This is a genomic window from Plantactinospora sp. KLBMP9567, assembly GCF_033446045.1.
GTDB lineage: Bacteria > Actinomycetota > Actinomycetes > Mycobacteriales > Micromonosporaceae > Plantactinospora.
This window is the reverse complement of sequence record NZ_JAWQRR010000040.1, coordinates 1-21,007: the sequence shown is the minus strand read 5'-3', so window position 1 is coordinate 21,007 and position 21,007 is coordinate 1. Positions and strand designations below refer to the sequence as shown.

Genomic DNA, 21,007 nt, shown 5'->3' with positions numbered 1-21,007 from the left:
TTGGCTACACTTGCCGTCACCCCGGTTCGGCGCTTGGAAGGTTGCGATGGCCGCCGATGAGTTCGCCGTCAATCTCCTGTCGCTGCAGGACTTCCAGCAGAGGCTTCAGCCTCGCATCGAGGCGGCGCTCGCCGCGCTGACCGCGCTGACCACCGCGCCCGGCAGTGACCGTCCGGCGCTGGGCGGGTTCCACGACGCGCAGAAGACCGCCGATCGGCACCAGGAGCTGCACGACGAGTACGTTGCCCGGCTGCGCCGGCTGGTCACCGCGTTGACGGTGGCGCAGGCGGCCACGGCCCGGATGATCGAGAGCTACCGGGACGTCGACGAGTTGAGTGAGACGAATGCCCGACAGATCGCAGGCGCCCTCGGCGCGGTGAGTGAGGCTCTGCATGGTGGCCGACGCAATGGTTGACGAATATCACGAGCGCTATCGGCAGCAGTCCCACGAGGAGCTCTACCGGCTGTTGATGGCCGGCCTGCCGGCGCAGGTCGACAGCATCGCCGACACCTGGCACACCGTCGAGGGGACCGTCGGGTCGGTCGCGACCGGGCTGCATGAGGACCTCACCCGGCTGCTGCCCACCTGGACCGGGCCGGGCAGCCGGGAGTTCCAGTACCGGTTGGGTCTGATCATCAGTTTCGCCGGGAGGTTGGCCGAGGAGGCGGCGGCGATGCGTAGCGGGCTCACCGTGATGTCGGGTTCGCTCGCCGGGGTGCAGCGTCAGGTGGAGGCGGACCGGCCCGAGCTGGCCCAGGCGCGGTACGACGAACTGTCCCCGGTGCTCGGACACACCCTGTCCGAAGAGGAGCGTGCCAAGGCCCGGGAACGGGTCTCGGCCCAGGTGGCCCGACTGGCCGCCGAGTACGCGGTCACCGACCACCGGAGCTGGCCGGCGACGATTCCGGTCGAACCGAGCGACCTGCCGGTGGTCGGCGGGCTGGTCGGCGACCTCGACCTGCCTGCGGCGATCACGGTTCCCGAACCGCCGCGGGTCGGGCCGGAGGTGCCGACCGCCACCACCGCGCTCGCCGGTGCCGGCGCCTTCGGCGACGCGCCCGGCACGGGCGCGCTGGCCGCCGCGCCGTCGTCGTCACCCGCCCAGCCGACCAGTTCGCTGAGTGGGGCCGGGCCGGCCCTGGCCGGGCTCGGCAACCACCTGATCACCCGTGCGGCCGGCGCCGAGGGTCGCCCCGGCTCGGCCACCGCCGGCCCGGGCGCGGCGACGGGCATGGGGGTGGGAGCGGGCGCGGCGCCGATGATGGGTGCGGCGGGTGCCGCCGGTCTCGCCGGGCGGCCCGCCGACGGCTATCCGATCCCGGATCCGCGGCTGGCCGGCGACGACAGCACCTGGTCCGCCGACGGGAAGCTGGACTGGAGCGGTGAGGCTGACGCGCCGCCGTCGATCCTCGGGCACGACGACGCGTAGCGCCGGCCGGTCGTCGGTCCGGGGCGGCAGTCGTCGGCGACGTCCCTGCCGGGCGACGCCGGCGGTGCCCGCGCGCCACCGCTGATCTGCGGTCGGTCGTCAGCGCTTGCCTGCCTGCCGCTCGGTCGTCGCTGCCTGCCGCCGGTGCGGGCAGCCAGCCGTTTCGGAGAGCACCTTCGGTATCACGGTCGGTGCGCCGGTGGTGGCGGTCGGGCCGAAGAACGGGACGGATCGCCCGCTTGCGGATGCCGGTGCAGGTCGCGGCGGTGAGATCCGTCATCCCGGTTAGGTGTGGCGAATCGCGGGTCGTAAGGTTAGCCGACCCTAATTCGAGGAGTACGGGAAAGATCGTGACGACGGTAGCGGCCGGAGTGACCGGGCCCGGCACCCGGCCGAGTCGCCGGGGCGGCCGGCGCGTCGCGGTGACCGCCGCGGTGGCCGTGGTGCTGGTGCTGACCGTGCTGGCCAGTCTCGCACTCGGCAGCAAACCGCTCGCGCCCATCCAGGTCTGGCACGCACTGGTCGCACCGGACGGTGCCGAGGCGAGCACCATCGTCCGGGAACTGCGGGTGCCGCGTACCCTGCTCGGGCTCGTCGTCGGGCCGGCGCTGGCGCTGGCCGGGGTACTGCTGCAGGCGCTGACCCGCAACCCGCTGGCCGAGCCCCGGATCCTCGGGGTCAGTGCCGGTGCCTCCCTGGGCGTGGTGCTCGCGATCGCGGTCTTCGGGATCGGCACGCTGGCCGGGTACGTCTGGTTCGGTGTCGTCGGTGCCCTCCTCGCCGGCCTGCTCGTCTTCGGCATCGCCAACCGGGCCCGCGAGGGCGCCAGCCCGGTGACGCTGGCACTGGTCGGTGTCGCCCTGGACGCGAGCCTCGGCGCGACGGTCATCGCCCTGCTCACCATCGACGCCCGCACCTTCGAGGAGTACCGGTTCTGGGTGGTCGGCGGCCTGACCGGCCGGGACGCCGCGGTCGCCGCCCAGGTCGCGCCCTTCGTGCTGGCCGGGCTGCTGCTGGCCGGCTTCGCCGCCCGTGGCCTGGACGCGCTCGCCCTCGGCGACGACGTCGCGCGCGGGTTGGGCCACCGGATCGGGCTGGTCCGGCTCGCCGGGGGAGCGGGCGCGGTGCTGCTCATCGGGGCGGCGGTCGCGGCGGCCGGGCCGATCGCGTTCGTCGGGCTCGCCGTGCCGCACCTGGCCCGCGCCCTGGTCGGTGCCGATCACCGCTGGACCCTCGCGGTGGCCGCGCTGCTCGGCCCGGCGCTGCTGCTCGCCGCCGACATCATCGGCCGGCTGGTCGCGCCGCCCGGCGAGGTGCCGGCCGGCATCGTCACCGCGCTGCTCGGGGCGCCGCTGCTGGTCCTGCTGATCCGTCGCGCCCGGGTGGTGACCGCATGACCGGCCGGAGCGGGATGATGCCGGCGGTGCCGATGGGCCGCACCCTGGTCCGGCTCGGCCCCACCCGGCTGGTGGTGCGGCACCGGCCGCTGCTGGTCGGCGGGGTACTGGTCCTCCTGCTCGCCGCCGCCGTGGTGCTGGCGCTGTCGCTGGGCACCCCGTACGTCGCCCCGCAGGACGTGCTCGCCTCGCTGCTCGGCGCCGGCACCCGGTACGACCTCGTCGTACTCGAACTGCGGCTGCCCCGGGTGGTCCTGGCGGTGGCGGTCGGGGCGATCTTCGGCATCGCCGGCACGCTGATCCAGAGCGTCGCCCGCAACCCGCTGGCCAGTCCCGACGTCGTCGGCGTCAGCCAGGGTGCCGGACTCGCCGCCACCGTGGCGCTGACCACCGGGGCGAGTGCCGTGCTGATCGCCCCGGCCGCGCTCGCCGGTGGCCTTCTCGCGGCGGTCGCGGTGCTGCTGCTCGGCCTGCGGCACGGCCTGGCCGCACAGCGGTTCGTGCTGGCCGGGGTCGCCGTCGCGGTGGCGCTGCGGGCGTTGACCGAGGTGGTGATGCTGTCGGCGGACCCGATCGACGGGATCCGGGCGCAGCTCTGGCTGGTCGGCACGCTGGCCGGCAAGGGCTGGCGGGAGACGGCGTACCTCGGGGTGACCCTGCTGGTGCTGCTGCCGGTGCTGCTCTGGGCCGGCTGGGCGCTGAACGGCAGCGCCCTGGACGACGACACCGCACGGGGAGTCGGGCTGCGTCCGGTCGCCCGCCGGGTCGGCCTGGCCACCACCGGGGTACTGGCCGCCGCGATGGTCACCGCGCAGGTTGGTGCGGTGGACTTCGTCGCCCTCGCCGCCCCGCAGATGGCCCGGCGGCTGGTCCGGGCCGAACGGCCGCCGCTGTTCTGCGCCGCCCTGGTCGGCGCCCTGCTGGTGGTCCTCGCCGACCTCGCCGGCCGTCGGCTCTTCGCCCCCACCCAGCTTCCGGCCGGGGTACTGACCGCCGCCCTCGGCGGGCCGTACCTGATCTACCTGCTGCTCCGTGGCCGACGGAAGGTCTCCTAGATGCTCTCCACCCGCGATCTCGCGGTCGGGTACGAGGACCGCACGGTCATCGACGGTCTCGACCTGGAACTGCCGTCCGACGCGTTCACCGTCATCGTCGGGCCGAACGCCTGCGGCAAGTCGACCCTGTTGCGGACCATGGCCCGGCTGCTCACCCCGCGCCGGGGCACCGTGCTGCTCGACGGGGAGGCCATCCGGGACCTGCCGACCCGCGCGGTCGCCCGCCGGCTGGGCGTACTGCCGCAGAGCCCGCTGGTGCCCGAGGGGGTGACCGTGGCCGACCTGGTCGGTCGGGGGCGGCAGCCGTACCAGCGGTGGTGGCGGCAGTGGTCGCCGGAGGACGAGACAGCGGTCCGCGAGGCGATGCTGCTGGCCGACGTCGCGGCGCTGGCCGAGCGTCCCGTCGACACCCTCTCCGGCGGGCAGCGGCAGCGGGTCTGGATCGCCATGACGCTGGCCCAGGACACCGAGGCGCTGCTGCTCGACGAGCCGACCACCTTTCTCGACCTGGCCCACCAGGTGGAGGTGCTCGACCTGCTGCACCGGCTGCGTACCGAACGCGGCCGGACCGTCGTCGCCGTCCTGCACGACCTCAACCAGGCCGCCCGGTACGCCGACCACCTGATCGCGATGCGGGACGGCGCGGTGGTCGCGGCCGGGCCGCCCCGACAGATTCTCACCGCGGACCTGGTCCGTGACGTGTTCGGGCTCGACTGCGTCGTCGTGCCCTGCCCGGTGACCGGGGCGCCACTGGTCGTCCCGGCGCTGGGCATGCTCTCCCTGGAGAAAGGTTCCCCATGCGCCGCACAGTCATAACCCTGCTCGCCGTCGCCGCCCTCGGTGCCGGCCTGGCCGGCTGCACCAGCAGCGATCCGGTGGTCGGGGAGGAGGCCGGGGGAGGCACCCGGACCATCACCCACGCGATGGGCAGCACCGAGGTGCCGGCGCAGCCGAAGCGGGTGGTCGTACTCGACTCCGACAAGATCGACACTGCCCTCTCGCTCGGTGTGGTGCCCATCGGCGCCGCACAGGCCGGCGAGGTGGCCGGCTGGCCGTCGTACTTCGGCGCGGACAAGGTCGCCGGGATCAAGCAGGTCGGCCTGCTCACCGAGCCGGACCTGGAGGCGATCACCGCGCTGCAGCCGGACCTGATCCTGGGCAGCAAGTTCCGCCAGGAGAAGTTCTACGACGAGCTGTCCGCCATCGCCCCCACCGTCTTCACCGAGCGGGTCGGCATCACCTGGAAGGAGAACTTCCTCCTCGACGGGCAGGCGCTCGGCAAGGAGCAGGAGGCCAAGGACCTGCTGGCCGCGTACGAGAAGCGGGCCAAGGACCTCGGCGCCACACTCGGCGACGCCGCCGCCCGGAAGATCTCGATCGTCCGCTTCCGGCCCACCGAAATCCGGGTGTACGGTCCGGAGTCCTTCTCCGGCCTGGTGCTCGGTGACGTCGGGCTGGGCCGGCCGGAGCGCCAACTGCTGGCGAACAAGGAGGACAAGCGGTTCGACAAGGTGAGCCCGGAGCGGATCTCCGAGGTCGACGGCGACATCATCTTCGTCACCGCGTTCGGCGAGAAGGCCGCCGCTGAGCAGGCCAGGGTGACCGGCGGCAGCCTCTGGAAGAACCTCACCGCGGTCAAGGCCGGCAAGGCGTACGTGGTCGCCGACGAGACCTGGATGACCGGGATCGGTGTCACCGCGGCCGGCAAGATCCTCGACGACCTGGAGAAGTACGTCCCGGCCGCCTGACCCACCCGCCCGGCCGGCACCGGCTCCGCTGCCCAGGCGCGCTCGCGATTCGCGGGTCGCCTGGGCAGCCCGCTGTCCGGGGCTCGGCGGGGTTCAGCAGTTGCGCAGCGGCAGGTTGGTCAGCATGTCGTCGCGGACCCAGCCGCCTGCTCCGCCGTGGGTAGCGGGGCCCTGTCGAAGCACGCGTACGATCGGCGACGTCGACAAGCTTCAGGACGTCCTCCGCCACGCGCCCGACCCAATGGCGTCGGCGAAGGGCAGGCGCCCCGGCGTACACCCGCCGGAGTGACCCGGACCCCGGCCGACGGATGGGATCGATGTGGCTCGTGACGCTCGCGGTGCTGGCCGGTGGGTGCACCGGCGCGGGTCTGATGGCGCTGCGCGGCCGCCGCACCCGCGCCAGGCTTCGGGCCGAACTCGTCGAGCTGGAGCGGTCGGTGCAGCGGCGGGCCGACCAGGTGACCTCGCTCAGCCACGAACTGCGGACCCCGCTCAGCATGATCAAAGGGGCGGTGGACCTGCTCCGGGAGGGGATGCCGGGTCCGCTGACTCCGGCGCAGGGCCGGCTGCTCCAGGTGCTCGACCACCAGTCCACCCAGGTGATCGGGCTCTGTGAGAGCCTGCTGATCCAGGCGAAGATCGAGGCGGGGCTCTTCGTCCCGAAACTGGAACGGGTGGACCTGTCGGTGGTCGCCCGGGACGTCGTCACCGCGATGCGTCCACTCTGCGCGCAGCGGCAGCAGCGGATCAGTCTGGACGCCCCGCAGGTGACGCCGAGGATCGAGGCCGACCCGATGCTGCTGGCCCAGGCCATGACCAATCTGCTCTCCAACGCCAGCCGGTTCACCACCACCGGTGGCAGCATCGACGTCAGGGTGACGCCGATCGACACCGGGATCGCGGTCTACGTGACCGACGACGGGGCCGGGATGAGCCGGGAGGAGCGGCACCGGCTGTTCCACCGGTTCGCCACCGGCCGACCGCTGGCCGACGGGACCGGGCTCGGCCTGGTCATCACCAAGACGATAGTGGAGCTACACGGAGGCGAGATCATGGTGCACACCGCGTCGCAGCGGGGAACCACGTTCCTCTTCACCCTGCCCCGGACCGCTCCGGCCGGTACCGGGTCGTGACCGGTCCGGTCGACGCCCGGGCCGACCGTTCCGGTCCGACGGCCCTGGTCGTGGACGACGAACCGCAGATGACGGTGATCATCGAGTTCGCCCTGCAGACCCAGGGGTTCTCCGTGCTCGTCGCGCACGACGGCGCGACCGCGCTGCACCTGCTGCGGACCCGGCCGATCGACCTGGTCGTGCTGGACGTGCTCATGCCGACCATGGACGGGTTGAGCCTGTGCCAGCGGATCCGCGCCCGGTCCGAGGTCCCGATCATGCTGCTCACCGCGCTGTCCCAACAGGACGACGTGATCGCCGGGCTGGAGCACGGGGCCGACGACTACGTGACGAAGCCGTTCCACCCCCGCGAGGTGGCGCTGCGGGCCCAGGCGCTGGTACGCCGGCGCCGCGACACCGGCTCCGCGATCCGAGTCGGCAAGCTGGTGATCGACCTGACCAACCAGACCGTCGTGCTCGCCGGTCGTCAGCTCAACCTGCCGTACACCGAGTTCAAGCTGCTCGCCCACCTCGCGGCCCGACGCGGCACCCCGCAGTCCTGGCGGGACCTGCTCCGCGAGGTGTGGGGGACGACCGACCTGATCGGCGGCCGGGACGTGGTCAAGTCCACCGTCTACCGGCTGCGCTCCCGGTTGGCGGCGACCCCGGACGGAGCGGGCTACATCCGCACCCTGCGCGGTGTCGGCTATCTCATGCCCGACTCCCTCGGCGACGCCGCGGAGGGCGAATCCAGGTAACGGCGGTGTCACCAGGGCTCACGGATGTGTTACCGGAGCACCCGTCACCCGGCTCTAACCTGGCCGCAACATTGCGACGACCTGGGAGGTCGGGATTCGATGACGAGTCGATTTCGGCGCGGCGTGAGCTGGCTGGGGTGCGCGGCGGTCCTCGTCCTGGCCGCCGGCTGCGCTCGGGAGCCGGGCAACGGCTCCGGTGGTACGGCCGACGGCGGCGTCGTGCACGTCGTGTGCGGCGGGACGGAGGAGTGGTGCGCGGCGACCACGGCCCAGTTCAGCAAGACGACCGGGCTCAGGGCCGACTTCGTACGGCTCTCCAGCGGCGAGGCGCTGGCCCGGATCAAGGCCGGTAAGGGCAATGCGGAGTTCGACGTCTGGTACGGCGGCCCGGCCGACGGCTACGCCGCCGGCGCTGCGGAGGGGATGCTGGAGGCGTACGTCTCGCCGAACGCCGGTGCGATCCCGGCCAGGTACAAGGACGCGTCCGGGCTCTGGACCGGCGTCTACGTCGGGGCGCTCGGGTTCTGCGGCAACTCGAAGCTGCTGCGGGAGGCCGGGGTCGAGGTGCCGGACTCCTGGGCCGACCTGCTCGATCCGTTGCTCGCCAAGGACATCGGCATCGCCCATCCGTCCACCTCGGGCACCGCGTACACGGCGCTCTGGACCCAGGTGCTGCTCGCCGGCGGCGACCAGGGCAAGGCGCTGGAGTACATGCGCCGGCTGCATCCGAACGTCTTGCAGTACACCAAGTCCGGTGCGGCACCCGCCCAGATGACGGCCCGTGGCGAGGTGGCGGTCGGGGTGATCTTCTCCCACGACTGCGTGGCCGCCAAGGAAGCGGGCTTCCCCGACCTGGTGGTCTCCTTCCCGACCGAGGGAACCGGCTACGAGACCGGCGGGGTGGCGCTGGTCAGCGGCGCCAAGAACCCGGAGAGCGGCCGGAAGTTCATCGACTGGGCGTTGACCGTCGAGGCACAGGAGGTCGGGCCGACGGTGAAGTCGTACCAGTTCCCGACCAACCCGGGCGCGAAGGTCTCGGACAAGGTCGTGGACCTCAGCACGATCAAGCTGATCGATTACGACGCGGTCGCGGCGGGTGCGGCGAAGACCGCGCTGAACCGGCGGTTCGACGCTGAAGTGGCTCAGGCGCCGAAGTCATGACCACCGTGATCCACGAACCGGAGTTGGCCCCCGGCCCGGCGGCGCCACCGCGCCGCCGGCGCCGGCGGCGGCTCGACCTCGGCATCCGACTGCTGCTCCTCGCCTGCGTCGGGCTGGTGACGATCGGCAGCGTCGTCCCGCTCGTCGCCGTCCTCGCGGCGGCGTTCGGCCCGGAGGCGTTGCCGCGCTACGCACGCTTCCTCAGCTCCCCGGTCGACCTGACCATCCTGCGCAACACGCTGGTCCTGGGCGTGCTGGTCGGGTTCTGCGGGACGGCGCTCGGCTTCCTCTTCGCCTTCGTCCAGACCCGCCTCGCCGTGCCCGGCAAGCGGATCCTGCACGTGGTGGCGCTGGTGCCGATCGTCAGCCCGCCGTTCGCGGTCGCCACCGCGACCGTCGTGCTCTACGGCCGGCGGGGCGTGATCAGCAACGGCCTCCTCGGCCTGGAGTACGACATCTACGGGCTCGACGGACTGGTCTTCGTGCTCTCCCTGTCGCTCTTCCCGGTGGCGTACCTCGGCCTGCTCGGCATGCTCCGCGGGTTGGACCCGGCGCTGGAGGAGGCCGCGATGAACCTCGGGGCCAGCCGGTGGCGCACCCTGCGCACGGTCATCCTGCCGCTGCTGGCACCGGGGCTGGTGGCGCCATTCCTGCTGCTCTTCGTGGAGGCGATCGCCGACCTGGCCAACCCGCTCGTCCTCGGCGGCGACCACACGGTACTGGCCAGCCGGGCCTACCTGGCGGTCACCGGCGAGTACGACACCACCAGCGCCGCCGTCTACTGCGTCATCCTGCTCGTGCCCTCGTTCGGGTTGTACGTCGCGCAACGGTACTGGCTGAACCGCAAGGTCCGGACCACCATCACCGGGCGGCCCTCGGGCAGCGTGCACCTGATCGACAACTGGGTACGGTGGCCGATCTTCGGTCTCGCGCTGCTGGCCGCGGCCCTCATCATCAGCGTCTACGGCACGGTGCTGCTCGGTTCGGTGACCCGGGTCTTCGGGGTGGACAACACGTTGACCCTGGAGTATCTGCGGGAGGTGGTCGCCGGGGTGGGACGGGAAGCCGTGCTCGACACCGTCCTGTTCGCGGCGATCGCCACCCCGGTCGCGGCGGTCTTCGGGCTGGTCATCTCCTGGCTCGTGGTCCGGCACCTGCGCCGGACCGCCGGATTGCTGGACTTCGCCGGCACGCTCGGGGTCGCCGTACCGGGCACGGTGCTGGGCATCGGTTTCGTGCTCGCGTACCGGCCGGAGCGGTGGCTCGGGCCGGTCGAGGTCTTCCCCAGCCTGGTCGGCGGCAGCGCCATCGCCGGCGGGGCGGCGGCGATCGTCGTCGCGTACGTCGTCCGGAGCCTCCCCGCCGGCCAGCGCACCGCGGTCGCGGCCCTGAGCCAGATCCACCCGCAGATCGAGCAGGCCTCGACGGACCTCGGAGCGGGTCCGCTGCACACCTTCCGGCGGGTCACCCTGCCGCTGATCCGGCCGGCGCTGCTGACCGGCCTGAGCTACAGCTTCGCCCGCAGCATGACCTCGATCTCGACGATCGTCCTGCTGGTCACGCCGGAGACGAAGATCATCACCTCCCAGGTGCTGAGCGCCGCCAGCACCGGCCGGTACGGGGTGGCATTCGCCTACTGCACCGTGCTGACCGCCATCGTGCTGGCGGCCTTCGCGCTCATCCGTCTCGTCGTCGGCGCGGGCGCCAACCTGAACCGCGTCGCCACCGACACCGAAAGGCCGAAACGATGACCGTAGTGGTGCCCGACCTGGCCGTCGCCGCGTCCGCCGGTGCCGGCACCGGACGCCTGCGCCTGGAGGCGTTGACCAAGACGTTCGCCAGCCGTACCGGCCTGGTCACCGCCGTCGACGCGGTCGGCCTCGACGTCGCCCCGGGCGAGTTCATCACGCTGCTCGGGCCGTCCGGGTGCGGCAAGACCACCACGCTGCGGATGGTCGCGGGCTTCGAGGACGCCACCAGCGGACGGATCCGGCTCGACGACAAGGTGATCGACTCGATGCCACCGCAGCGGCGTCCGATGGCGATGGTGTTCCAGAGCTACGCGCTCTTTCCGCACCTCACCGTCGGCGAGAACATCGCGTACGGGCTCAGGCTGCGGCGACGTAGCCGGGAGGAGGTCGCCACCAGCATGCGGATGGCGCTGACCAGTATGAATCTGGTCGGTCTGGAGGATCGGAGCCCGCACGAACTCTCCGGCGGTCAGCAGCAGCGGGTCGCCCTGGCCAGGGCCCTGGTCGTGCAGCCGAAGGTACTGCTCTTCGACGAGCCGCTGTCCAATCTGGATGCCAAGTTGCGGGGCTCGATGCGCGCGGAGATCCGGCGCATCCAGCGGATGTTCGGGATCACCAGCATCTACGTCACGCACGACCAGGACGAGGCGATGAGCATGTCGGACCGGATCGTGGTGATGAACCGGGGACGGGTCGAGCAGGTCGCCACGCCGGGGGAGATCTACCTGCGCCCGGCGAGCGTCTTCGTCGCGGACTTCATCGGGCGGGCCAACTTCATCGAGGTGGTGCCGGAGCGTGTCGGCGACGGCCGGGCCGTGGTGCACGCCCTCGGGCAGCGGTTGACCGCGGCGGCCCACCCGGGGGTGCCGGCGAACGACGACAACACCTACCTGATGGCCCGGCCGGAGACCATGAAGCTGACGCCGGTCACCGACGGCGGGACCGGCATCGGCGTGGTGCTCCGCTCGACGTTCCATGGACCGGCCGTGGACTACGAGATCGAGACCACCAGCGGCACGTTGACCGTGACCGACCCCGGCGTTGATCCCCGGGAGGCTCTCGCCGAGGGCACCAGCGTCAACGTGCGGATCGACCCGGATCGGGCCTACCTGCTGACCCGGGACTGACGGGTGGCCGACCGGGCCGCCGGCCAGGGATGCCCCCGTCGTCGGCCCGGGCGCACCGGGTGGGTGCCGAGCCGTCGCCGTTCGCGGCCCACCGGGCGGTGCGGCGGATGATGGCTCATGGCCGTACCCGACCCGATCCCGATCAGCCGCCGCCCCGGCGACCTGGTGACCAGCCTCGACCCGGTCTGGTACGCCGCGTACGGGTCGAACCTGGATGCCGACCGGTTCGGTTGCTATCTCGGTGGCGGCCGGCCGGTGGGCGGTCACCGGGACCATCCCGGGTGCCGGGACAGCAGCCCGCCCCGGGACGATCGACCGGTCCTGCTCTCCGGCGGTCTCCACTTCGCGCTCGAATCACGGACCTGGTCCGGTGGGATGGCGTTCTACGACCCGGGGCTGCCCGGTGTGGTCGCGGCGCGGGCGTACCTGCTCTCCGCCGACCAGTTCGCGGACGTCGCCGCGCAGGAGATGCACCGGTTGCCGAGCGGTCCGCTGGACCTGATCGCCGCCGCGGTCGCCGCCGGCCGGGCAAGCACCGGTCCGGGCCGGTACGAGACGGTGGTCTGCGCCGGAATCCTCGACGGGCATCCGGTGCTCACCCTCACCGCGCCGTGGCGGGCCGGGGACGTCCGGCCGAACCCGCCGGCACCGGCGTACCTCGCCACCATTGCCCGTGGTCTGCGGGCCAGCCACGGCTGGACCGACGAGCAGATCGCCGGCTACCTGGCCGGCTGGACCCCGGTGGCGCGGCCGTGAACCTCGTCCGGCCTGGAGCAGCAGTCGGCCGTCGGCGGTGGCCTCGAGGCTGGCGGACTCGGGGACGGCGGGACCGGTTGCGGCTCCGCGGTCCGCACCTGGCCGGCGGCCCGGCGGATGCGCCCCGATCACCGTGGCCGCGACGATCCGCGGTGGAGGTCGAGACGGGATCGGTGCGACGTCGGGTCAGTCCGGCTCGGGGCCACCGACGCGCCACCGGTCGTTCTCCGCACCGCCCCGGGCCGCCGAGATCGCCGTCCGGCTCGGCGGGCTCGTGCTCCGGCCGGCGTATCTCCGCCGGCTCCGGAACCTGGACCGGGCGGGCACCCGAACGCGGGTCGGGCCGGTGCGCCTCGGCCGCGCCGGCACCTCAGGCCCCGGCCGGCGCCAGTCGTTCGTCCCGGGCCGCGCCGGAGCCGGGAGGCAGTACCCCGGCCAGTTCCTGGGGCGGTTCGGTGGCCCGTTGCGGCAGGTCCCGGCCGAGGTTGGCGACCAGGGGCCCGTACTTGACGTCGAGCGCGGGGCGTTCGGAGCGGATCCGGGGGGACCGGCGGTCGTGGCAGCGTACCCAGCCTCGCCCGTGACCGGGAGGTCCGCCGCTTGCCCGTGACCCGGCTCAGCTGGCCCGTGGCCGGCTCAGCCGGGGGACCGGCGTCGGTTCAGCGGTGCCACCAGCTCACCCGTACCGGGACGCCGGGGGATGCGTGCACGAGGGGATCGCCCGGCTGCGCCGGCAGGCCGGCACCGGCGAGCACGGTCTGGTCCAGGTGCCGCAGGTCCGCCCGGTGCAGCGGCCACGGTGGATGCTCGACCTCGGCGCTGACGAGCCGACCGGCGACGACCGTGAACAACCGGTAGCGCGCGGTCAGGAACTGGGCCAACTCGTCTCCGGGACGGTCCAGCGGTGGCCCCAGCCGGACCTCCGCGTCGGCGCGCAGGCCGGCCGGGCCCGGCCAGCGGCGCCGACAGCGGTAGCTGACCAGGCCGTCGTCGACCTGTACCCGCATGTCGGACCAGTAGTAGGGCAGCGCGTAACCGGCCCTGGCGGCCAGCACGGCCGGCAGCCTTGCGGCGTCGAGAGAGAAGAACCAGATTCCGTCGCGTCCGTGCCGGTCTCGGACGTAGGTGCGGACGTTGGTCTCGGGGAACTCGGAGAGCCAGGGCAGCGCCGGAACTCCGGGTGCCCGGACATCCTGCATGAGGAACGGGGTCAGTCCGACCCATGCCGACCCGTCCCGGGTCTGCACGCTGAGCCCGGCCGGAAGCTTCGGCTGGATGGCCTCCGGGGGATACCGCCAGTGGATGAAGGTGATCCAGTTCCACCGGTGGTACATCACCGGCCGGGACACCCGGGGTGGCGGCGGGATCGGCATCGTCGGCTCCCTCCGCCTGCGGCGCCTGCCTGCCCCCGTGCGGAGCCCGGTCGCCGAATCTCCGTGCCGTGGTCGGTATCCCTTCCCCGCCCGGTCGCGCCGAAACCTCCGGTTCGGCGTCGGGGTGAAATCTCGGCGGTTGAGGCTGGAAAGTGCCCGGATGGCCCGTCCAGGTGGTTTGGGCGCGACCGTCGTCGCGTGGAGTCGGAGCAGGGAATCACTGCCGATCCGGCGCGACGGTGCATATCGCACCGTCCGGGCGGTGACCGTCGACCGGCCCGCGAGCGCGGTCCGGGAGTTGTTGGCGGACGCGGAGCGAATGTCGGTGGTGCTGGACCGGCCCGTCGTCGTACGCGAGCGCGAACCCGCGCGCCGCTGGACGGTCTCGGGCGGCACCGGTGACCAGGGCTGGCTGGTCGAGGTCAGTGCCGAGTCCGACGCCGGGTCGGGGCGGTCCGGCGGAGCGGCTCACCCGGACCCTTCGGGACAAGCTCGCGACGGGAGGGCGACCGTGAAGGCACTGTGCTGGGAGGGTGTCGGGAAGCTGGGCGTGCAGGAGGTACCCGACCCGGCGATCCAGGGCCCGCGCGACGCGATCGTCCGGGTACGGGCGAGCAGCGTGTGCGGTTCGGACCTGCACCTGATCAACGGCTATCTGCCGGCGATGCGCGAGGGTGACATCCTCGGCCACGAGTTCATGGGCGAGGTCGTCGAGGTCGGTCCCGCGGTGCGGGAGCTTGCCGTCGGTGACCGGGTGGTCGTCGGATCGGTGTTGGCCTGCGGCGGTTGTTGGTACTGCCGCATCGGGCAGTACTCGCTGTGCGACAACTCGAACCCGCAGCCGGACTTCACCGAGAAGCTGTGGGGGCACGCTCCGGCCGGGATCATCGGATATTCGCACGCGGCCGGCGGGTTCGCCGGCAGTCACGCCGAGTACGTCCGGGTGCCGTTCGCCGACGTCGGCGCGTTCAAGATTCCCGACGGAGTGCCCGACGACGCCGCGGTGTTCGCGTCCGACGCCATGCCCACCGGCTGGATGGCCGCCGACTTCTGTCAGCTCACCGGCGGCGAGGTGGTCGCGGTCTGGGGCGCCGGTGGGGTGGGGCAGATGGCGGCCCGGTCGGCCCAGCTCCTCGGCGCCGAACGGGTTATCGTGATCGACCGGCTGCCGGACCGGCTTTCCGTGGCAGCCGACCGGCTCAGCGTCGAGACCGTGGACTACGGCCGGGTCGACGTGCTGGAGGCGCTGCGGGAGATGACCGGAGGGCGGGGCCCGGACGCCTGCATCGAGGCGGTCGGGATGGAGGCCCACGACACCGGACCGGGATACGCGTACGACCGGGTCAAGCAGGCCGTACGCCTGCAGACCGACCGGCCGACCGCAGTCCGGCAGGCGATCATGGCGTGCCGCAAGGGTGGCACCGTGAGCATCGTCGGAGTCTTCGCCGGTTACGTCGACAAGTTCCCGCTCGGCGCGGCGATGAACAAGGCACTGGTGCTGCGGATGGGCCAGATGCACGCCCAGCGCTACATTCCGATGCTGTTGCGCCGGTTGACCGACGGCGAGATCGATCCCGGCTATCTCGCCACCCACCCGCTCCCGCTCACCGACGGCGTGCGCGGGTACCAGATCTTCGAGAAGAAGCAGGACGGCTGCCTCCGATCCGTGCTGCACCCGGCCTGACCCACCACTCGGCGGTGCTCATGCCGGTTCGGCGGCGCGTCGGCCGGCGGTGGCCGGCGGGGCCGGAGCGCGGCCCCGCCGGCCCCGGCGCCGGTACCAGGCGGCGAAGAGGAGTACGGCCAGGCACACTTCGGCGACGTCGCCGCCGTAGTACATCAACCGGGCGGCGTCCTCGATGTCGTCGGTAGGCGCTCCCGTACCCGGCGGCCAGCGGTCCGGGTACGCGTAGAGCAGCTTCGCCAGCACTGCGTGCGCGCCCGCGGCGACGACCAGTACGGCGGTGCGTACCGCCAGCCCGGCGCGCCGGGGCGCGGGGTCGGGGCCGGCGATCGACCAGGTCAGCAGGTAGCCGGCGAGCAGCAGGTGTACCTGCACCGCGAGGTGCCAGCCGGGGCTTGCCTGCGTGAACCCGTACAGCGGGGTCAGGTAGAGCAGGTAGAGGCCGCCCGTGTTCAGGACCAGGGCGGTGGCGGGATGTCCGCACAGGTGCGCGGCCCGGCTCCGGAGAACCGCGGCCACCGGCCCGCGGGACCGGGTCGGCAGGCTGCGCAGCACGAGGGTGGCCGGCCTGCCGGAGACGAGCAGCAGCGGCGCGTACATCCCGACCAGCAGGTGCTGCACCATGTGGATCCGGAGGTCGTGGTGGGCCCGGGCGGTCAGCCCCGGCGACAGCGCGACGGCCACCAGCACGATGCCGGTGAGGAAGGCCGCGACGCGCCGACCTCCCCAGCCGACGGGCGTCTGCCGGGCCCGGACGGCGGCGACGAGGTAACCGGCCCCCACGGCGAGCACCAGCAGGACCGGCAGCCAACCGCTCCCGCCCGCCGCCGCGGCCGAGTGCGCCACGCCACCGGTCATCCGGGTCCGCGCCGTCGCCAGGTCTTCACCAGAAGCACGATCCCGATCGCGAGCAGCACCACCGCGCCGGCGTTCCAGGCCAGGTCGTACGGGGTCAGATCGACGCCGTACCGGATCTGGTGCACCCGCAGCAGTTTGTGGTCCACGACCCCGTCGAAGAGTTGGAAGCCGCCGAGCCCGAGGAACAGCCCCGACCATGCCGCACCTCGGACCAGCCGGCCGTGCCGCCGCAGGTCGGCGAGGAGGAACAGGCCGGCCACCAGCGCGATCAACTCGGCGGCGTGCAGCAGCCCGTCCGAGAACAACCCGACCGCCGGGGTGGACCGGTCGTAGAAGTGGTGCCAACCCAGCAGTTGGTGGAAGACGATCTCGTCAACCGCCGCCATCAGCCCGACGCCGACCAGGGCGCCGGCCGCCGCGGCCCGACGCGGCGTACCGGCACCCTGTCTCTGCGTAACCACCGTCTCATCCTGCCGTGACCCTCGCGGTTCCCGCCCGACAGACGCGCCGCCGCCGCCCGTACGGTTGACGACCGGTCGATGCCCGCGGCGGGCCCCCTCGGTGCGGGCCGTCCCTTCCCGGAGGTTGACCGCCGCCGGTGTCGGACGCTCGGTCAGTCACGGGTCGCGTCGCGGATCGCGTTGCGGACCGCGTCGACGACCGCGACGGGCGGACCGAGCAGTAGATTCGCGGTGGCCGACTCCACCCCGGGATGCGGCCGGGTCGGGGCGACCGCCTCGGCGGCCCGGACCGCCGCGGCGAGCGCCACCAGCCGCCGCGCGGGCTGCGCGGCGCGCAGCTGGACGAACTCGTATCGTTCCTCCCGGGTGGCGTGCTCCAGCACGGCGGTCTTCAGCCGGCTCAGCCGGACGTCGAAGTCCGGCGCGTCGATGCCGTCGTCGACCAGATCCTTCAGCAGTTCCTTGGCCTGCCGTTCCTCTGCCAGCCGGGCGTCGACGACGTCGTTGCCGGCGTCGATGCTGCCCCGGGCCAGCGGGTGCACGATCTCCTCCTCGGCGGTCTCGTGTACCGCAAGCAGCGTCACGAGTTCCTGCCAGGCGTCGCGCCTGGCGGTGCCGTCGCTGGAGGCGACCGTGCGGAACAACTCCTCGATCCGGGCGTGCTGGGCGAGCAGCAGGTCGACGACGTCCATCCCTTCGGTCGCGCCGTCGGTCCCGGCGGCGGTCACCGGTCACGCTCCTCGGGTCGGCGCAGCGACTCCACCGGATGCGGGCCCTCGGTCTCGATCCGGTACTCGTCGCCGAAGCGTTCCCGGTGCATGTCGATCACCTGTTCGCTCGGCGGCTCCGCCCCGCCGTGGATCTGTTCCTGCAACTTCTCGAACCGTTCGTGTGCGTCACGGACGTAGCCGGCACCCAGTGTGGTCAGGTCGATCTGCGTGTCCAGCAGGTGCCGCAGATATTCCTTGTTCGGTTCGAAGGTCACCGGGGCGGGAAGTTTCGCCGGCAGCACCTCGGCCGGATCCCGGCCGTCGAAGCGGCGCATCAGGTCGCAGGCGAGCCGCAACTGCGCCAGTTCCATGTTCAGGTGCAGTTCCCAGATCGCCCGGACTCTCGGATCCGGCTCCTGCGTCATGAAGGAGTGGTACAGGTAGACCTCGTTGTACTCGTGGGTGACCAGCCGCTCCCACCAGGTCTCCCCGGGATCCACCAGCGACTCGTAGTGGGTCACGTGCTCCTGTTCGATCATGCCTATCTCGACGTAGAGCTGCCGGGCGATCGGCTCCATGTACTGCGGTCCGACGTTCATGTAGAAGTTCATCGTCTGCTGCTCGGCCGACATCACGGTGAGGGCGTGCAACCTGGACAGCGGGTCGACGGTGTGCCGGTCGTACGGGTCGCGCACGTTGTCGTGCGGGTGCCGGTGGTGGGCCTTGGTCGGCCGCCCGGGCATCACCTCGGTCAGCCCGTCCACCACCTTCTCCGCCTTGCGCCGTTCGACCATCTCGAACAGGTTGGCGTACCGGTACAGGTGGTCGAAGTCCTCCAGCACCCCGAACTGGTACGCCTGCTTCAGGTACGGGTCGGGCTCCATCCGGGCGATCCAGGCGGTCAGGTCGACCGCCACCTGCTCGTACGCGATGGTCGTCTCCAGCGTGCTGGCGATCGGCGGCAGCAGCCAGTTGACGACCTTCTGCTGCTGCGCCTCGATGTACCTGGTGTACGCCAGCTGCCGTTTCACCTCCGGGTCCGGGCAGGTGCGGGCCAGGTGGTGGCTGAACATGATCGACTCGATCTCGATGCCGTTCATGACGATGACCCGGCACCGGGTGTACGGGTCCGTGCCGTCCGGGTCCAGCGGCTCGACGTCCAGTTCACGCCAGTTCCTGAGCTGTTGCTCCAGTGGGATTCCCGGTTCGGTCAGGGGGTTGAAGGTCATGGTTACCTCGCCTCGCGTCGGTTGAGCCCCCCAGTACCCGCCGAGAACGCCCTAAACCATTCCGGACCGACTGACCGCTGCCCGTCCCCCTTCCTCGATGACCTCGGTCAGATCGAAGAGAATTCGGGTCGGGTGTTGCGGCCTACCTGGTCCTCTGGCTGTACGGGCTGGTCATCGGCCACGACAGCCCGGCCAACTTCGTACCGCTCAACACCGCGGACGACTGGCTGCACTTCGGTCTCGGCCTCGGCATGATCGGGCTGGGCCTGCTCGCCGGCAACCGGCGCTGACGACCAGAACGGGGCGGGGGCGCCCCCCCCCCCCTACCCGGTCGCACCCGCGCCCGCCTACCCGCTCCCCCTACCGTTCGAGGGCCGCCCAGACCACCTTTCCGCCGTCGAAGGGCAGGCTTCCCCACCGGTGCGCGATCCTGTCGACGAGCAACAGACCGCGTCCGGTTGCCGGGTCCAGTGGGGAGGAGGTCACGGCCAGCCGGGGGTGAGCATCGCTGCCGTCGCGTACCGCGACCAGCAGGTACCGGCGCAGGGAGACGCTGAGGCCGATCATCGTCCGTGCGTGGGTGATCGCGTTGGCGACCAGTTCTGTCGCCACGAAGTTCGCCGGGCCGACCAGATCTGGAAGATCCCACCGCAGGCAGCACTCGGTGACGAGATGTCGGGCTCGGCGGGCCGCTCCACTTACCGGTAGCAGGACCTCGCTGATCGAGGGCCCCAACTGGTCGGGCTCGGCCGTCAGGGCGGAGGCGACGGAATCGAAAATGCGCAGTGGGCCGTACACGCCACTGGCCAGCATCTCGGCGGTGGCGGAATTGGGGGCGCACAGCGACAGCGGCGTATCCGGCCAGAGGGACGCCTGACATGCCACCACGGTGAACACCGACAGCGCCGTGCCGTCCACGACGGTCAGCAAGGTGAGGTCAACCACCAGCGCGTCGGGTTGCTCCGCCAGACACCTCAGCAGCTTGAGTCGGACCGAGATCGCCGTCCCCAGCGTCAACTCGCCGGCGAAGTGAACCACCGTTGCTGTCCCGACCTGCTCGACGTCGCACCGCAGGGCAGCGTCCGTCCGCCGATTCTCGCCGCAGTCGATCCGGTTCGCACACCCTGCCGAGCACCGGGAGGGGGCTGGCGCCTTTCCTCAGCCACGACGCGGCGCACGGGGAGGTCCAACGGGGTTCACCGGTCACGGAGCAGTGGCGTCAGGCCGGAGAGTCGCAGGACCCGGGCCAGCGGAGTTGCCCGACTGGACTGGGCGAGGTTCGGCTTCGGACGGTCCGGGCCCTGACTTACCCGCACCGGGGAGCGTCGGATCGGCCATCTGGAGCGACCGGGCGGCTCAGGAATTCTCGGCGGGTTCGATGCCGAGCAGCGCCGTCACCCCGGTGAGCTCGAACACCCTCCGGACGAAGGGGCGAGGGGCGACCGCGACGAACTGGCAGCCGACGCAGTTATCCATCTGAATGTCCGTTCGGTGCGGTGAGGTGGAATCCTCTGAAGTCAGGGTTGACGTCGGTGTGTCGGCTCGGGCTGCCCGCTCGACCGGCGGCGCTCCAGGGCCACCGAATCGCGGCGCTGCCGGCATTCGCCGAAGATCGGCTGCTGCCATGAACGTCGGCGCCGGGCTGACTGCCCCGAAGGAGCCCGGTCACCCGCGAGGACGTGACGCGGGTACGGCCAGGTCGCGGACGACCATTGGTCACCGGACGGGACGAGCGCGATCCGCGAGATGGCAGAGCCTGAGGTCATGGCTGGCGAAGAAGGTCACCTGCGAGGGGCCGGTGACAAGTCGAGTGTTCCGCGGCGATGCGCGCCAGGAACGGCTGATGTTGCTCACGTCGCTCCCGCCACGCACGGCGAAGAGGAGGTCCACCGCCCGGGCCGGCGGTGCGATCCGGATGAGGGGATCGTCGCGAAGCAGTGCGGTAGGTGCCGGGGCAGACTTGTCGGTGTTGACCGGTGAGTCGGGAGGAGTTTCGGCATGTGGAACAACGAGGCGGAACTCGACGCGGCCCTGCGCCGGGTGGACGCCTGGCAGGCCTCGTTCGCCGACCGTGCGGAGCGGGTCGCCGAGCTGTCCCGCCGGCTGGCCGGGCTGCGGGTGACGACGCGTGGCGCCGACGGGCTGGTCGAGGTGACGCTCGACACGTCCGGGATGCTCGTCGACCTCTGGCTGGACGAGCGGACCAGGCAGCAGCCGGCCGCTCAGGTGGCCGTGGAGATCGTGGCCACCGTCCGGGCGGCCCGGACGGAACTGCTGCACCGGATGACCGAGGCGACGGTGGAGTCGCTGGGCGCCGGCGACCCGGCCGGTCAGGCGCTGGTCGACTCGTACGCCAGCCGGCTGGCGGCGCCGGAGACCGAGGCGTCCGGCCGGGGC

The 21,007-nt window shown here is 72.0% G+C and carries 21 protein-coding genes; 15 read left to right on the top strand and 6 right to left on the bottom strand.

Annotation, left to right across the window (positions count from 1 at the left end):
* Positions 1–46: 46 nt before the first annotated feature.
* The 12 genes from R6Y94_RS29510 to R6Y94_RS29455 all read left to right on the top strand — a co-directional run bounded on the left by R6Y94_RS29510 (position 47) and on the right by R6Y94_RS29455 (position 12,295).
* A complete protein-coding gene (locus R6Y94_RS29510) occupies positions 47–415 on the top strand; it encodes a hypothetical protein (protein WP_318399121.1) in 369 nt (122 codons plus the stop codon).
* Positions 408–1,430, top strand: coding sequence for a hypothetical protein (locus tag R6Y94_RS29505; RefSeq protein ID WP_318399120.1), 1,023 nt, complete (start codon positions 408–410; stop codon positions 1,428–1,430). The genes R6Y94_RS29510 and R6Y94_RS29505 overlap by 8 nt, the downstream gene beginning before the upstream one ends.
* A gap of 350 nt (positions 1,431–1,780) precedes the next feature.
* A complete protein-coding gene (locus tag R6Y94_RS29500) occupies positions 1,781–2,827 on the top strand; it encodes an iron ABC transporter permease (RefSeq protein WP_318399119.1) in 1,047 nt (348 codons plus the stop codon).
* Entirely contained in the window at positions 2,824–3,882 is a 1,059-nt protein-coding gene (locus R6Y94_RS29495) for an iron ABC transporter permease (RefSeq protein WP_318399118.1), read from the top strand. Before R6Y94_RS29500 ends, R6Y94_RS29495 begins: the two co-directional genes overlap by 4 nt.
* Positions 3,883–4,698: an ABC transporter ATP-binding protein gene (locus R6Y94_RS29490; protein WP_318399117.1), complete on the top strand. Its 816-nt coding sequence runs from the start codon at positions 3,883–3,885 to the stop codon at positions 4,696–4,698.
* Positions 4,680–5,630 (top strand): iron-siderophore ABC transporter substrate-binding protein, encoded by a 951-nt coding sequence (locus R6Y94_RS29485; protein WP_318399116.1) that lies wholly within the window; start codon positions 4,680–4,682, stop codon positions 5,628–5,630. The genes R6Y94_RS29490 and R6Y94_RS29485 overlap by 19 nt, the downstream gene beginning before the upstream one ends.
* 317 nt (positions 5,631–5,947) lie before the next feature.
* Positions 5,948–6,763, top strand: a complete 816-nt coding sequence (locus R6Y94_RS29480) for a HAMP domain-containing sensor histidine kinase (protein WP_318399115.1) — start codon at positions 5,948–5,950, stop codon at positions 6,761–6,763.
* Positions 6,760–7,500 carry a response regulator transcription factor gene (locus R6Y94_RS29475; RefSeq protein WP_318399114.1) on the top strand — a complete coding sequence of 247 codons (741 nt, stop codon included), beginning with the start codon at positions 6,760–6,762 and terminating at the stop codon, positions 7,498–7,500. The genes R6Y94_RS29480 and R6Y94_RS29475 overlap by 4 nt, the downstream gene beginning before the upstream one ends.
* Positions 7,501–7,599: 99 nt before the next feature.
* A complete protein-coding gene (locus tag R6Y94_RS29470; RefSeq protein ID WP_318399113.1) occupies positions 7,600–8,661 on the top strand; it encodes an ABC transporter substrate-binding protein in 1,062 nt (353 codons plus the stop codon).
* Complete coding sequence (locus R6Y94_RS29465) at positions 8,658–10,412, top strand: iron ABC transporter permease (RefSeq protein WP_318399112.1); 1,755 nt, start codon at positions 8,658–8,660, stop codon at positions 10,410–10,412. Before R6Y94_RS29470 ends, R6Y94_RS29465 begins: the two co-directional genes overlap by 4 nt.
* Positions 10,409–11,539 (top strand): ABC transporter ATP-binding protein, encoded by a 1,131-nt coding sequence (locus R6Y94_RS29460; RefSeq protein ID WP_318399111.1) that lies wholly within the window; start codon positions 10,409–10,411, stop codon positions 11,537–11,539. Before R6Y94_RS29465 ends, R6Y94_RS29460 begins: the two co-directional genes overlap by 4 nt.
* A 117-nt stretch (positions 11,540–11,656) precedes the next feature.
* Positions 11,657–12,295, top strand: coding sequence for a histone deacetylase (locus R6Y94_RS29455; RefSeq protein WP_318399110.1), 639 nt, complete (start codon positions 11,657–11,659; stop codon positions 12,293–12,295).
* 659 nt (positions 12,296–12,954) lie between these two features.
* Here R6Y94_RS29455 and R6Y94_RS29445 read toward each other — a convergent pair.
* The gene (locus R6Y94_RS29445; protein WP_318399109.1) at positions 12,955–13,668 is read right to left on the bottom strand and encodes a DUF2071 domain-containing protein; all 714 of its coding nucleotides are present in this window, start codon (positions 13,666–13,668) and stop codon (positions 12,955–12,957) included.
* Positions 13,669–14,179: 511 nt separating this feature from the next.
* Here R6Y94_RS29445 and R6Y94_RS29440 point away from each other — a divergent pair.
* Complete coding sequence (locus R6Y94_RS29440) at positions 14,180–15,352, top strand: zinc-dependent alcohol dehydrogenase (RefSeq protein ID WP_318399260.1); 1,173 nt, start codon at positions 14,180–14,182, stop codon at positions 15,350–15,352.
* An 18-nt stretch (positions 15,353–15,370) separates the two neighbouring features.
* Here R6Y94_RS29440 and R6Y94_RS29435 read toward each other — a convergent pair whose 3' ends face one another.
* The 4 genes from R6Y94_RS29435 to R6Y94_RS29420 form a co-directional block, all read right to left on the bottom strand.
* On the bottom strand, positions 15,371–16,210 hold the full coding sequence (locus R6Y94_RS29435; RefSeq protein WP_318399108.1) for a cytochrome c oxidase assembly protein: 840 nt from the start codon (positions 16,208–16,210) through the stop codon (positions 15,371–15,373).
* On the bottom strand, positions 16,207–16,671 hold the full coding sequence (locus R6Y94_RS29430; protein WP_318399107.1) for a DUF2243 domain-containing protein: 465 nt from the start codon (positions 16,669–16,671) through the stop codon (positions 16,207–16,209). The genes R6Y94_RS29435 and R6Y94_RS29430 overlap by 4 nt, the downstream gene beginning before the upstream one ends.
* Before the next feature lie 152 nt (positions 16,672–16,823).
* A complete protein-coding gene (locus R6Y94_RS29425) occupies positions 16,824–17,399 on the bottom strand; it encodes a hemerythrin domain-containing protein (protein ID WP_318399106.1) in 576 nt (191 codons plus the stop codon).
* Positions 17,396–18,610, bottom strand: a complete 1,215-nt coding sequence (locus R6Y94_RS29420; protein WP_318399105.1) for a hypothetical protein — start codon at positions 18,608–18,610, stop codon at positions 17,396–17,398. The genes R6Y94_RS29425 and R6Y94_RS29420 overlap by 4 nt, the downstream gene beginning before the upstream one ends.
* 146 nt (positions 18,611–18,756) lie before the next feature.
* Here R6Y94_RS29420 and R6Y94_RS29415 point away from each other — a divergent pair, with 146 nt between their 5' ends.
* Positions 18,757–18,900, top strand: a complete 144-nt coding sequence (locus R6Y94_RS29415) for a DUF4383 domain-containing protein (RefSeq protein WP_412102917.1) — start codon at positions 18,757–18,759, stop codon at positions 18,898–18,900.
* Between the two features lie 70 nt (positions 18,901–18,970).
* Here the strand turns inward: R6Y94_RS29415 and R6Y94_RS29410 are convergent, their stop codons facing one another.
* Entirely contained in the window at positions 18,971–19,684 is a 714-nt protein-coding gene (locus tag R6Y94_RS29410) for an STAS domain-containing protein (RefSeq protein WP_318399259.1), read from the bottom strand.
* 924 nt (positions 19,685–20,608) lie between these two features.
* On the opposite strand from R6Y94_RS29410, the gene R6Y94_RS29405 reads away from it, so the two are divergent.
* On the top strand, positions 20,609–21,007 hold a 399-nt coding region (locus tag R6Y94_RS29405; RefSeq protein ID WP_318399104.1), incomplete at its 3' end, for a YbaB/EbfC family nucleoid-associated protein.

Coding starts and splice junctions, on each gene's coding strand:
- R6Y94_RS29510 (WP_318399121.1), top strand. CDS start 47: ATGGCCGCCGATGAGTTCGCCGTCAATCTCCTGTCGCTGCAGGACTTC.
- R6Y94_RS29505 (WP_318399120.1), top strand. CDS start 408: ATGGTTGACGAATATCACGAGCGCTATCGGCAGCAGTCCCACGAGGAG.
- R6Y94_RS29495 (WP_318399118.1), top strand. CDS start 2,824: ATGACCGGCCGGAGCGGGATGATGCCGGCGGTGCCGATGGGCCGCACC.
- R6Y94_RS29490 (WP_318399117.1), top strand. CDS start 3,883: ATGCTCTCCACCCGCGATCTCGCGGTCGGGTACGAGGACCGCACGGTC.
- R6Y94_RS29485 (WP_318399116.1), top strand. CDS start 4,680: ATGCGCCGCACAGTCATAACCCTGCTCGCCGTCGCCGCCCTCGGTGCC.
- R6Y94_RS29480 (WP_318399115.1), top strand. CDS start 5,948: ATGTGGCTCGTGACGCTCGCGGTGCTGGCCGGTGGGTGCACCGGCGCG.
- R6Y94_RS29470 (WP_318399113.1), top strand. CDS start 7,600: ATGACGAGTCGATTTCGGCGCGGCGTGAGCTGGCTGGGGTGCGCGGCG.
- R6Y94_RS29465 (WP_318399112.1), top strand. CDS start 8,658: ATGACCACCGTGATCCACGAACCGGAGTTGGCCCCCGGCCCGGCGGCG.
- R6Y94_RS29460 (WP_318399111.1), top strand. CDS start 10,409: ATGACCGTAGTGGTGCCCGACCTGGCCGTCGCCGCGTCCGCCGGTGCC.
- R6Y94_RS29455 (WP_318399110.1), top strand. CDS start 11,657: ATGGCCGTACCCGACCCGATCCCGATCAGCCGCCGCCCCGGCGACCTG.
- R6Y94_RS29445 (WP_318399109.1), bottom strand. CDS start 13,668: ATGCCGATCCCGCCGCCACCCCGGGTGTCCCGGCCGGTGATGTACCAC.
- R6Y94_RS29435 (WP_318399108.1), bottom strand. CDS start 16,210: ATGACCGGTGGCGTGGCGCACTCGGCCGCGGCGGCGGGCGGGAGCGGT.
- R6Y94_RS29420 (WP_318399105.1), bottom strand. CDS start 18,610: ATGACCTTCAACCCCCTGACCGAACCGGGAATCCCACTGGAGCAACAG.